The sequence below is a fragment of the Stenotrophomonas sp. GZD-301 genome (assembly GCF_049310345.1).
Classification (GTDB): Bacteria; Pseudomonadota; Gammaproteobacteria; order Xanthomonadales; family Xanthomonadaceae; genus Stenotrophomonas.
Genome location: NZ_JBMOWY010000002.1, coordinates 41,044 through 53,428, shown reverse-complemented (window position 1 = coordinate 53,428; position 12,385 = coordinate 41,044). Strand labels below are relative to the sequence as shown.

The 12,385-nt window shown below is 69.8% G+C and carries 11 protein-coding genes; all 11 read right to left on the bottom strand.

The genetic code is table 11. From position 1 onward, the window contains the following. Positions 1-67: 67 nt before the first annotated feature. Positions 68-1,783, bottom strand: coding sequence for a BatD family protein (locus ACO6VK_RS00460; protein ID WP_422504942.1), 1,716 nt, complete (start codon positions 1,781-1,783; stop codon positions 68-70). After that, positions 1,780-3,507 (bottom strand): VWA domain-containing protein, encoded by a 1,728-nt coding sequence (locus ACO6VK_RS00455; RefSeq protein WP_422504941.1) that lies wholly within the window; start codon positions 3,505-3,507, stop codon positions 1,780-1,782. The genes ACO6VK_RS00460 and ACO6VK_RS00455 overlap by 4 nt, the downstream gene beginning before the upstream one ends. Further along, positions 3,504-4,514, bottom strand: coding sequence for a vWA domain-containing protein (locus tag ACO6VK_RS00450; RefSeq protein WP_422504940.1), 1,011 nt, complete (start codon positions 4,512-4,514; stop codon positions 3,504-3,506). The genes ACO6VK_RS00455 and ACO6VK_RS00450 overlap by 4 nt, the downstream gene beginning before the upstream one ends. Beyond that, entirely contained in the window at positions 4,511-4,969 is a 459-nt protein-coding gene (locus ACO6VK_RS00445) for a DUF4381 family protein (protein WP_422504939.1), read from the bottom strand. The genes ACO6VK_RS00450 and ACO6VK_RS00445 overlap by 4 nt, the downstream gene beginning before the upstream one ends. Then, positions 4,966-5,895, bottom strand: a complete 930-nt coding sequence (locus tag ACO6VK_RS00440; RefSeq protein WP_422504938.1) for a DUF58 domain-containing protein — start codon at positions 5,893-5,895, stop codon at positions 4,966-4,968. Before ACO6VK_RS00440 ends, ACO6VK_RS00445 begins: the two co-directional genes overlap by 4 nt. A gap of 4 nt (positions 5,896-5,899) precedes the next feature. Next, a complete protein-coding gene (locus tag ACO6VK_RS00435; RefSeq protein WP_422504937.1) occupies positions 5,900-6,931 on the bottom strand; it encodes an AAA family ATPase in 1,032 nt (343 codons plus the stop codon). Between the two features lie 138 nt (positions 6,932-7,069). Next, positions 7,070-9,058 (bottom strand): type IV pilus secretin PilQ, encoded by a 1,989-nt coding sequence (locus tag ACO6VK_RS00430; RefSeq protein ID WP_422504936.1) that lies wholly within the window; start codon positions 9,056-9,058, stop codon positions 7,070-7,072. Between the two features lie 20 nt (positions 9,059-9,078). Beyond that, positions 9,079-9,612 carry a pilus assembly protein PilP gene (locus tag ACO6VK_RS00425; protein ID WP_037591971.1) on the bottom strand — a complete coding sequence of 178 codons (534 nt, stop codon included), beginning with the start codon at positions 9,610-9,612 and terminating at the stop codon, positions 9,079-9,081. Beyond that, positions 9,609-10,286, bottom strand: coding sequence for a type 4a pilus biogenesis protein PilO (locus ACO6VK_RS00420; protein WP_422504935.1), 678 nt, complete (start codon positions 10,284-10,286; stop codon positions 9,609-9,611). The genes ACO6VK_RS00425 and ACO6VK_RS00420 overlap by 4 nt, the downstream gene beginning before the upstream one ends. Then, positions 10,283-11,140, bottom strand: coding sequence for a PilN domain-containing protein (locus tag ACO6VK_RS00415; protein WP_422504934.1), 858 nt, complete (start codon positions 11,138-11,140; stop codon positions 10,283-10,285). The genes ACO6VK_RS00420 and ACO6VK_RS00415 overlap by 4 nt, the downstream gene beginning before the upstream one ends. Then, positions 11,140-12,198 (bottom strand): pilus assembly protein PilM, encoded by a 1,059-nt coding sequence (locus ACO6VK_RS00410; RefSeq protein ID WP_017356727.1) that lies wholly within the window; start codon positions 12,196-12,198, stop codon positions 11,140-11,142. Before ACO6VK_RS00410 ends, ACO6VK_RS00415 begins: the two co-directional genes overlap by 1 nt. Positions 12,199-12,385 lie beyond the last annotated feature (187 nt).

The following is a 12,385-nucleotide window of genomic DNA, read 5'->3' as shown; positions in this document are numbered from 1 at the left end:
CGAACGGCTTTCCTCTGAAAATAGTGAATCAGCTTAGCAAAGCCGGCCCGGCCGGCATCGGGACGCCTCACCGCGCCGACGGATACAGCGGTGCCAGGCCATTGTTTTCCGTCGTTTCCACCGGTCGCCAGTGCGGTCCGTCATGGAACGCCCGACGCAGGGCCTGGCGGGCGGCGGCCACGTCGCCGCCCTGCCCGCCCCAGCGCGCGCGCTGCATCTGGACCAGGGTGGCGCGCTGGTCGGGGTCGGCCAGCTGCTCCAGCACCTGCTCCAGGGTCTGCACCCCGGCCATGCCGGCCAGTACCGCCACGATCTCATCCAGGCCCTGCACGTCCATTGCCTGGCGCAGCGCGGCCAGCGACGGTCTGGCGGCCGCGGGTGACCCGGCCAGGGCGCCGGGAGCAACCGCTGCGCGCCTGCGCCGGCGCCAGGCCAGGCCCAGCGCGATGGCCAGCGTCACCAGCCACAGCACGGCGAAGCCGGCGGCCGCGGCGATCCAGCCCCACGGCCGGCCGGCGCCGTGCACCGGCAGAATCGGCACGGCGGTGGACGGCGCAGCGGCGCTGCCGGGCAGCGGCGACAGGGTGTCCAGGGCGATCGGCGCCGGTGCGCCGGCCGCGCCGCTCCCGGCCCCCACCTGCAGGGTCAGATCGGGCACGGTCGCGGTGCGCGCCTGCCCGGCCTTCACGTCCCACCAGCCCATTTTCAGGCCCGGCACCGTCAGCGCGCCGGGCTGGCGGGGCACGATCGAGTAGCGGCGCGTCAGCTTCAACTGCGGTGTGGTGCCGCTGAACGTTTCGTCGTACTGCGGCGGCTCGGCGAACACCTGCGCCGCGGGGCCCACATCGGGCACCGGCAGCTCGGGGAACTGGGCCCGGGAGGCGCCCAGCGCGGTGGCCTCGACCACCACCGTGGCCGCTTCGCCGGCCCGCCCGGTGTCCGGGGCGGCGGTGTAACGCAGGCGCAGGTCGTGCAGCGGCAGCCACGGCTGCGGTGCCGCATCCGGCTGCGCCTGCACCTGCAGGGTGCGCGCCGGCGCACGGGCCCGCAGGCGGCCATCACCGCCGAACATGTCGTCGAAAAAGCCCCCGGCACTGCGGCCGTCGAAGCGGGCCCCGGCCAGCGCCAGCGGCCCGCTGCGCTCGGGGATCAGCAGGAAGCGGCGCTCGACCAGGTTGTAGCGACGCCCGTTGACCTCGCGGACCAGGCTGCGGTCTTCGCCGACCCGCTGCAGCGAGGCGCCGTCCGGGGTATCGAGCACCAGCTCGCCGGACACCAGCTGCGAGGCGTAATACAGCCGCACCACCACCCCGACGCTCTGCTGCACGTACGGCGTGGTGTCGTCGACCTCGGTTTCCAGGAACACTGCGGCGTTGCCGCGCGCGGCGCCCGGATCGGTGGCGGCGGCCCCCGCCGCCACCTGCAGGGTCAATGGTGGCGTGCGGCCGCTGCCGACCCGCAGCGGCGGAATGGTCAGGGTGCCGGTGCGGCGCGGCGACAGCGCGATGCCATGCAGCGTCCGCGAGGTCATGTCGCCGTTGCTCCACTGCACCTGGCGGCTGCTGGTCTGGCCGCTGAGGTCGAAGTCGGCGCGCAGCGGCGCGTAATCGGGCACCGCGCCGGCCTCGTCGGACTGGATGTTGAGCGTGACCGTGCCACCGTCGTCGATGCGGTCGCGGTCCAGCCAGGCACGGGGCTGCTGCGCCTGCGCGCCGAAACCGATGCACAGCAGCAGGGCCAGGACCGCGCGCAGCGCGCGGTGCGTGGGGAAATGGGCTCTCATCGTCCTTCCTGTTTCCTGCGTTCGTTTTCCAGCTGGAACTTGGCACGCAGCAACGCGCCCGGGTCATCCGGCACGCGCCGCATCCACGCCTCCACGGCCTGGCGCTGCTCGCGTTTTTCGGCCGTCTGCGCGCCTGCGCGGGCATCGCGCTGCGGGCCGTCGCCGGCCTGGGACTGCCGCTGCAGCGCTTGGCGCATGCGCTCGCGCTGGGCCGCATCGGCCTGCTGCTGCGCCGCCGGATCGGCATTGCGTGGGTCGGCCGGCGTGTCTGCCTGGCCCGCCTTGCCCGGCTGGGGCGGCGCGGCAGGATCGGGCTGGCCGGGTTTCCCGCCCGCGTCCTGCGGCTGCCCCTGCCCGGGCGAGGGCTTGCCTTGTCCGGGCTGCGGCTTGCCCTGGTCCGACGAGGAGGACGGCGGTGGCTTGCGCTTGCGCGCGGCATCCACCGCGGCACGGTTGGCGATCGCATCGGCCATGCCGGGATGCTTGGCCAGCGCGCGGTCGTAGGCGTCGATCGCCGCGTCGTACTGTCCCTGGCGGGCGAGCGCGTTGCCCAGGTTGTACCAGCCGGCATCGGTATCCACGCCCTCGAACTGCGCCTGCGCGGCGCTGAAATCGCCGCGCCGGTACGCGTCCACGCCGGCGGCGACCTGCGCCTGCTGCACCTGGTCCGCCCGCTTCCACAACCGCGTCTGCCCATCGGCGGCGTAGGCAGTGGACGGCAGCGTCATCGGCAGGCTGGCGCAGACCAGCACCAGCCCCAGCAGCGCCCGGCGGCGGAACGCCAGCAACGCGATCAGCAGCAGCGGTGGCAGCAGCCAGAAGCCTTCGTCGCGCCAGGCACGCCCCTCGCCCTCCCGGCTGTCGCCGGCACTGGCGCGCGGGGTGAGCACGCCGAGTGATCGCAGGTCGCCATCATCGCTGGCAGCCGACGCGTAGGCACCGCCGCCGGCCGCGGCCAGCGCCCGCAGCGACGCAGCGTCCAGCCGCGCCTGGGCAATCTGCCCGTTGTCGGCACGGTAGGCCGCCCCCGCGGCGGTCCCCAGGCCCAGCACCGACACGTGGATGCCCTGCGAAGACGCCGAGGCAGCCGCACGCGTGGCATCGGCGTCGGCCTGGTCGGTGAGCAGCAGGATGTCGCCGCCGCGCGCGCCGGACTGCTGCAGCAGTTTGACCGCCGCCTCGATCGCCCGGTCGGCGCGCTGCCCGTCGCGGGGCATCACGTCCGGGCCCAGCGCATCCAGGTACAGCGCGATGTTGGCCATGTCGGCAGTCAACGGTGCCACGGTGAAGGCATCATCGGCATAGGCCAGCAGTGCCACCTCGCCGCCCTGCCGCTCGCGCAGCAGCGTGGCCAGCTTGGCGCGCGCCTGCAGCAGCCGCGACGGCGGCAGATCGGTGGCGGTGATGCGCGAGGACAGGTCCAGCGCCAGCACCAGCGGCGACGGGCTCTGCCATAGCGGCTGCGACACCTGCCGCCAGGACGGCCCGGCCAGCGCCAGCACCGCCAGGACCACGCCACACAGCAGCAATACCAGGCCGCCGCGCCCTCCCCGTCCGCCGGCCACCAGCAGGTGCGGCAGCAGGTGCGCGTCGACCGCCTGCTGCCAGCCGCTGCGCCGGCGGCGGCGCCACGTCCACAGCACGGCGATCACCGGCAGGGCCAACAGCGCCCACAGCGCAGCGGGGCGCAGGAAATGCAGCGCGTTCCAGTCGATCATGGTCATGCCCACCGCCTTGGCAGCAGCCAGGCCAGCCCCGCCAGCAGCAACGCCAACGCCAGCGGCCAGGCATACCGTTCGATGCGCGGGCGCACCGCCTGGCCGGCGGAGGTCACCGGTTCCAGGCGTTCCAGCTCGGCATAGATGCCGGCCAATTCATCGGTGTTGCGCGCGCGGAACGAACGGCCGCCGGTAAGCGTGGCGATCTTCTGCAGGGTCGCTTCGTCGACAGGATCGTCGCCGGTGGCGATCTGCATGCCGAATACCCTCAGCCCGCCGTCGCCGCCGAACGCCACGGTATACACCCGCACGCCCTCGGCCTGGGCGAGTTCGGCCGCACGCAGCGGCTGCAGCACGCCGGCATTGCTCACGCCATCGGTCAGCAGGATCAGCACGCGCTGCCCCTGCGGTTGTTCGCGCAGGCGTTTGACCGACAAGGCGATGGCATCACCGATTGCGGTTTCGCGCCCGGCCAGACCGACCACGCTGCCGTCGAGCTGTTCGCGCACGCTGGTCAGGTCGGTGGTCAGCGGGGTGAGCGTAAAGGCACGATCACCAAAGATCAGCAGCCCGACCCGATCGCCGACCCGGCGGTCGAGGAAGTCGGCCAGCACCGCCTTGGCCGCGGTCAGGCGCGGCACGACCTGGTTGCCCAGGCGCATGTCCGGCTCGCCCATGCTGCCGGAGACATCCACCGCGAGCATCATTTGCCGCCCCTGGTGCGGCGGCGTCACCGGCTCACCCAGTTGCTGCGGCCGCGCGGCGGCCACGCACAGGCTCGCCCATGCCAGCCACAGCAGCACCCGCACCACGCCGGGACGGCGTCCGCCCGCCGTGCCGGCAAGCGCCTGCAACGTGTCGACGGCATACGGTACGCGCAGCGCGGCACTGTCCTGCGCGCGCATCGGCCACCACCGCATCAACAGCGGCAACGGCAGGGCGAGCAGCAGCCAAGGCCAGGCCAACAGGTCGGTCCACGAGAGCCACGTGGGCAGGGGAGCGGTAGCGATCATCGCGCGCCCACCATCAGATCCAGGAAGCGCTCGCGGGCCAGAGCACGCAGCTTTCTCGCCTCGGCCGGGTCGACCTGCGCACGGTACATGCCGTCCAGCAGCAGGCCCCCGGGCCCGTCGGAGAACGCGCGGCTGCCGGGCGGGTCGAGGAACCCCAGCCACGCCGTACCGTCCAGCAGTTCGGCGCCGGGCTGGCGATGACGGGCGGCACGGCGCAGCAGCTCGGCGATGGCCGCGACCTCGGCAACCGGGCCACCGGCTTCGGCCAGCCGCGCGTCGAACAGGGTCAGCCACCGCTGGCGGCGTCGACGCCGCTGCGCGCGCCATGCCCAGCACCCGGCCAGGACCACGGCGACCGTACCCAGCACCAGCCACCAGCCGAGCGGCAGCGGCCACAGCGGCGGGAACGGCGGCAGATGCACATCGCGTAGCGGCAGCGCACCGCCCGTGCTCATGCCACCACCGCCGATGGCACCGCGCCGAGCCAGCTGTCGCTGGCATCGTCGGTGGCCACCACGTGCACCTGGATGCGCCGGGCCGACAACGCCTCGCGCAAGGCATCCAGGGGCGCCACGAACTGCGCCAGCCAGCGCGCACGCACCGCATCGCTGCCCAGGTCCAGCGCCACCCGCTGCCCGCCGGCAATGAAGGACAGCGGTGACGGCGGCGGTGCCAGCTCCAGCGGGTCGACCAGCAACACCAGCACCACCTCGTGATGCAGCGACAGCGCCGTCCAGCGCGACACAGCGATACCGGCGGCCCGGGCCGGATCGGCCAGCACCACCACGCGCGCACCGGGGCGCAGCAGGCGCGTCGCCTGTTCCAGGGCGCGGTCCAGGCCGGCATCGTCGGCCGGCGGCTGCGCGTACCAGCGGGTCAACGCGTCCAGCACGCGCAGTACCCCGCGCGTGCCGCCTGCCGGGGCGATGGGCGCTTCGCGCAGGCTGCCGCGCACGGCGGCCAGGCGGTCGCCCTGGCGCTGCGCGAACCACGCCGCCACGGCACCTACGCGCGCGGCCTGCACCGACTTGAAGCGGACCCGCGTGCCGAAATACAGCACCGGGTCGGTATCGGCCACCAGCAGGGTCAGGCGCTCACGTTCGGCCTGGAACAGCTTGGTGTGAGCGCGGCCGCTGCGTGCGGTCACCCGCCAGTCGATGTGGCGGGCGTCATCGCCAGGCACGTACTCGCGCGATTCGGCGTACTCCATGCCGCGCCCGCGTGCGGGCGACGGCGCCTGCCCGGCATGGCCCATGCGGCCGCGCCGCGGCGGGCGCAGACGGTGGGCGCTGCGGCGCAGCGCGACCAGTTCGGGCAGGGTTGGCTGCAGGCCGTCCCCGTCCAGCACCGGGGCCAGGTTGTCCACGGCGGCGTCCTTCATCGGCTCACGGTGCCGGCACGCGGGCCAGCAGCTCGGCAACCAGACGGTCGCCATCCCAGCCTTCGGCCGTGGCCTCGTAACTGGGCAGCACGCGGTGGCGCAGCACGTCCGGGGCCACGCTGCGCACGTCCTCGGGGGTGACGAAATCGCGGCCCGCCAGCCAGGCGCGCGCACGTGCGCAACGCTCCAGGGCGATCGAGCCGCGTGGGCTGGCGCCCCAGGCAATGCGCCGGGCCAGCGACGGGTCGTAGCGTGCCGCGTCGCGGGAGGCCAGCACCAGCTCGATCAGGTAGCGCTCCAGCGCCGGCGCCATGTGCAGCGACAGCACCGCCCGACGTGCGGCGAACACATCCTCCAGCGGCATCCGCGAGGGAGCTGCGGCCGGCACGGTGAGCGCTTCGCGGGCGCGCTCGCGGGCCAGGCGCAGGATCTCGGCCTCCGCGTCGGAATCCGGGTAGCCGATCCGCACGTGCATCAGGAAGCGGTCCAGCTGCGCTTCGGGCAACGGGAAGGTGCCCTCCTGTTCGATCGGATTCTGCGTGGCCATCACCAGGAACAGCGACGGCAGCGGATAGGTGTGGCGGCCCACCGTCACCTGGCGTTCGCCCATCGCCTCCAGCAGCGCGGACTGCACCTTCGCCGGCGCGCGGTTGATCTCGTCGGCCAGCAGGATCGGATGGAAGATCGGCCCCGGCACGAACTCGAAGCGTCCTTCCTGCGGGCGCCAGATCTCAGTGCCGGTCAGGTCGGCCGGCAGCAGGTCCGGGGTGAACTGCACACGCGAGAAACCGGCCTCCAGGCGCGAGGCCAAGGCACGGATCGCGGTGGTCTTGGCCAGCCCGGGGGCGCCTTCGACCAGAAGGTGGCCATCGGCCAGCAGGGCCACCAGCAGGCGCTCGACCAGCGCACGCTGGCCGACGATCTCGGCCGACAGCGCATCGCGCAACGCGGTGAACGCCGCATGCAGGCGATCACCGTCTGCGTCGGGCGGGGAAGGAAGGGTGTCGAACTCGGGCATGGGAGGGGGCAGATTCATGGCATCCGTATGACCCACGCAACAGGCGTCAGGTTCCATCGCCATGATGGCAGGCCGGGCGGTCCCATCGCATCAAGATTGGCTGAACGCAAAAAGGGCCGCACGGGGCGGCCCTTTTCACCTGACGTGCGGCAGACCTCAGTTGGTCTTGGCCACGCGCAGGACCTTGGGGGTCACGAACACCAGCAGTTCGGCCTTGTCCTTGTTGCGGCTGCGCTTCTTGAACAGGTTGCCCAGGAAGGGCACATCGCCCAGGAACGGCACCTTGTTGATGCTGTTGCGGTCGGTGAACTCGTACACGCCACCGATCACCACGGTCTGGCCGTCCTCCACCAGCACCGCGGTGTTGACCTCGCGACGGTTGATGGTCGGCACTTCGCCGTAGCCTTCCAGGCGGATGTAGCGCTCGACTTCGTCCTTCTTGACAGCCATGTTCAGGAACACGCGGTTGTCGTTGGTAATGGTCGGGGTGACCTTCAGCTCCAGCACCACTTCCTTGAACTGCACGTTGGCCTGGGCAGCGCCACCACCGGCACCACCACCGCTGATGGTCACGTAGCCGATTTCCTTACCCTGCTTGATCAGCGCCTCGCGCTGGTTGGTGGTGACCACGCGCGGGTTGGAGATCACTTCGCCGCGCTCTTCCTGCTGCATCGCCGACAGTTCGACGTCCAGCAGGTAGCCCGCGTTGAGGATGGACAGCGCCAGCGAACCCGGGTTGCTGGCCGCAGCCACGGCCGAGTTCCAGTTCAGCAGCCCGGTGCTGATCTTGTCCGGGGCGCGTACCGGCACGGCGCCGGTCCGGCCACCGGCGATCCACTCACTGACGGCCTTGTTGTAGTCGTAGTTGTTGGTGGCCTGGTTGGTGATGTTCTCGTGGTTGGTCTCGGTCTGGCCGCCGAAGAACACGTTGTCGCGGTTGCCGGTGATGCCGAACTTGGCGCCCAGCTCACGCGCGAAGGTGTCGGTGGCGATCACGATGCGGCTCTCGATCAACACCTGGTCCACCGGACGATCGATGACATTGATGAGTTCGCGCATGCGCGCGACCTTCTTCGGAATGTCGCTGATCATCAGCGTATTGGTGCGCTCGTCGGCCACGATGCGGCCGCGCGAGGACAGGAAACCGCTGTCTTCCTGACCGCTGTTGCCGCTGCCACCACCACCACCACTGCCGCCACCGCCGCCGCCGATGCCCTTGGCTTCGGTCAGCGCTTTGAAGATCTGCGCGGCATTGTGATAGTTGATCTGGATGTAGTCGGTGATCAGGTCTTCGCGGTTCTCGATCGCGATCCGCGCGTCTTCCTTGTCCTGCTCGAACTTGGCCAGCTCCGGCTGCGGCGCAACCCAGATCACCCCGCCATCGCGGCGCTTGTCCAGGCCCTTGGCACGCAGCACGATGTCCAGCGCCTGGTCCCACGGCACGTTGATCAGGCGCAGCGTGACGTTGCCTTCGACGCTGTCGGAGGCGACCACGTTGAGGTTGGATTCCTCGGCGATCAACTGCAGCACGGTGCGCACCGGCACGTCCTGGAAGTTGAAGGTCACCGGCTTGCCGCTGTACCCGCGCTGGCCCACGGCCGCGGCGGCCTGGGTCACGGTGGTGGCATTGATCGCACCGGTGGCCGGCATGGCCTGGCGCGGGCTGATCTCGACCACGTACTCGTTGCCGCTCTGATAGGCCAGCGACTCGAAGGCGGTGTTGGTGTTGAGCACCAGCTGCGTGCCGCCGCCGTAAGGCTTGGCATCGATGCGCTGCACCGGTGTGGCGAAGTCGGTCACATTGATCGGCTTCTGCAGGTTCTCCGGCAGGCGCGCGTTGCCAACGTCGATCACGACGCTGTTGCCCTGGCTGCGCAGGTCCGGATTTGCTCCCTGGCCGTCGAACTGCAGGATCAGGCGGCCGGCGCCATCGTCGCCGCGCTTGAAGTCGATCTTGGACACCGACAGCGACGCCGGGGCGGTGGCCGCCGCGGGCGTGGCCGCCGCAACCGGGGCCGTGGTGCCGGCTGGCGTGGCCGCCATCAGCGTGCCATTGGCCACCATGAGCGCGACTCCCAGCGCGCACAGGTGGATACGCTTCTGGCGCCGGACCGGACGCAGCCGCATGGCATTGGAAAAGGTCATCGTGCTATCCCCGTAAGCAATCATTGATCTTCAAGTGCGAGCGTTGCCGGCCGTTCCAGCCAGCCGCCTGCACCATCGGGCACAAGTTCAATCAGTTCGATCCGGTCCTCGTAGACCCCGGTCACCCGTCCGTCGCTCTGCCCCAGATAGACGCCCGGACGCACCCGATAGGTGACCTTGTCCGGCGCCATCACCAGCGCGACGAGCCCGCCATCGCGACCGATCGAACCGACCATGTCCAGGCTGTCCAGCGGGAAGGCTTCCAGCGGCTCCTTGCGGCGGTTCGGATCCGGACGCAGGCCCGATCCGCCCTGCGGATTGGTCCAGGCATCGGTAAACGGATCGCGCATCCCCTGCGCGGAGTACTCGAACGTTTCAAACTGCTGCATCACCGGCAGCGGCTCCAGCGGCGGTGCCGGCCGGGCGCGCACGTCGGCCACCCACTTCTCCAGGTTCGGCGCATCGCCCGGCGTGCTGGTCACGCCGCGTGCGCAGCCCCCCAGCAACACCGCCAGCAGTACCACGCAGACCCGTGCGGTCGTCCCCAGGCTCATGGCGTGCCTCCGGCGTTGGCCGCCTTGTCTTTTTCGGGGGCGGCCTTGTCCTGGGCTTCCATCTCCACGTCATCCAGGTAACGGTAGGTCTTGACCGTACCGGACAGCTCCAGCGCACCGCTGCGGGCGGTGATGCCGGTCTTGGGATCCTTCGGCTTGAGGTTGATGTCGTGCATGGTCAGGATGACCACGCGCGGCAGCGAGGCCACGCCGCTGACGAACGCGCCGAACTGGTGATAGCTGCCCACCATGCGCAGTGCGATCGGCTTCTCGGCGTAGAACTCCTTGGGCGCCTCCGCTCCGGGCTGGAACAGCTCGTTGGACAGGCCGCTGGACAGCGCGGTCTGCGAGATGTCGATGATCAGGTCCGGCATTTCGGTCTTGCTGGGCAGCTGGCGCAGCATCTGCTGCAGCACCTGCTCCATCTGGGTCAGCTGCTGCTTGAGCGGCTCCAGGTTCACCGCGCGGCCCTGTTCCTTCTCGAACTCGGCGCGCAGCTCGGACTCGCGCTGTTCCAGCGTGCCCAGTTCCTCGCGCTTGCCACTGATCAGGACAAACCAGGCCATGATCACGATGAACAGCGCCAGCAGCGCGCAGAACACCACCTTGGCCTTCTGCGGCCAATTGCCGATGTTGTTGAAGTCCAGCTCTTTCAGATTGACTTTCTGGCTCATGCGGCCCCCTTCTGTGCCGGGGACGGCGCAGCCGGTTGTACGTGTGGCGCGGGCGGCGCGATGCGGCTGCCGGACGGCTTGGCCGGGGTGGCGGCATCGGCCGGGGTCGATGCAGGCGCTGCCGGGGCGGCAGCGGCCGGGCTTGCCGGTGCAGCGGCCGGGGTACCGGCAGCAGGTGCCGGCGACAGCGGCACGACGGCCGGCGCGGCCGGATCGACGGCAGGGTCAGTGGCACCCGGGACGGCAGGCGCCGCCGCGTTCGGATCGGTCTGGGCCGGCAGTGTGACCTTAACCACGAACATGTACGGCAATGCCTTGATGTCCGCGACCGGGCCCACCGGGGGGGCGCCTTCCTTGTCCTTTTCCGGGGCCTTGGCCTCGATGATCGACAGCTCCGGGCTGGTCATCCAGCCCGAGCCTTCCAGGTTGCGCATGTAGGCACTGACACGCGCGTTGGACTGCGTGCGGCCTTCAAGCGTGAGGATGTCGCCTTCCTGCTTCAGCGCGGTGAGCACCACGCCATCGGGAATGGTCCGGACCAGCGCATCGAACAGGTGCACCATCTGCGAGCGCTTGGCCTGCAGTTCCTCGATCACCTTCTTGCGCGCCAGCAGGCGGTCCTTCTGGCGATCCAGGCGCTCGATCTCCTTGTTCTGCTCCTTGACCTTCTCGATCTCGGCCTGCAGGAAGGTATTGCGATCCCCCTGCCCGCTGACCTGACGGTCGTAGTAGAACCAGATCAGCAACGACAGCAGCACGCCGCCAATGGCGGCAAAACCCAGCATGGTGTAGAAGTCGCGCTGGCGTTGCTTGCGCCGTTCGGCGCGCCAGGGCAATAGATTGATGCGTGCCATCAGTCGAAGCTCCTCAGGGCCAGACCCGTGGCGATCATCAGCGCCGGGGCGTCCTGGGCAAGCGCGTGCGCCTGCACCTTCGGGCCCAGCGTCATCTGTGCCAGCGGGTTGGCCACGATGGTGGCCACGCCCAGCTGTTCTTCCACCATCTCCGGCAGACCGGCCAGCGCCGCGCACCCGCCGGCCAGCACGATGTGGTCGACGCGGTTGAACTCACTGCCGGCATAGAAGAACTGCAGCAGCCGGCTGATCTGCTGGACCGTGGCTTCCTTGAACGGCTCCAGCACTTCCATCTCATAGCTTTCCGGCAACCCGCCCTGACGCTTGGCCAGGCCGGCTTCCTCGTAGGTGAGGCCGTAACGGCGCATCACTTCGTCGGTAAGCTGCTTGCCGCCGAACACCTGTTCGCGGCTGTACAGGCTGCGCCCGCCACGCAGGACGTTGAGCGTGGTCATGGTGGCACCGATGTCCACCAGCGCCACCACGCCGTCACTGGCCACCGGCAGCTCGCTGGCGACCAGGGCGAAGGCGTTCTCGACCGCGAAGGCCTCCACGTCCATCACCCGCGCGGTCAGCCCGCCCAGCTCCAGCGCCGACTGGCGCAGCTCGACGTTTTCCGACCGCGACGCCGCCAACAGCACCTGGACCATTTCCGGGTTGTTGGGAATCGGACCCAGCACTTCGAAATCGAGGTTCACTTCCTCGATCGGGTACGGGATGTAGTTGACCGCCTCGAGCTCGACCTGGGCTTCCATGTCGTTCTCATCCAGGTCGGCCGGCATCGGGATCAGCTTGGTGATCACCGCCGAGCCTGCCACGGCAGCGGCGGCATGCCGGGCCTTGGTCCCCGATCGGTTCACTGCGCGTCGAATGGCCTCCCCGACCGCTTCGACCTCGACGATGTTCTTTTCCACCACCGCATTCGGCGGAAGCGGTTCCACGGCGTAATGTTCCACGCGAAAACGATTGCCACTGCGTGAAAGCTGCAACAGCTTTACCGCAGTCGAACTGATGTCGACGCCAATAAGCGGCGACTGGCTCTTTGGGATAAGCCCCACGGTTTCTCCCCTGCCGACGGGCACTTGGACGCATAACCTGCGTCCGCGCATTAATAACGTTTTTTTTGCAAACCGCAACCGTCACGCTGTGAAACGAGCACTACGGCACGTTTCACGCATCCCCAGACGGTGAACGAATTGCTCTCCCCGGGAACAACCCCAGCCGTTCCCTTGCGTAATCTATACT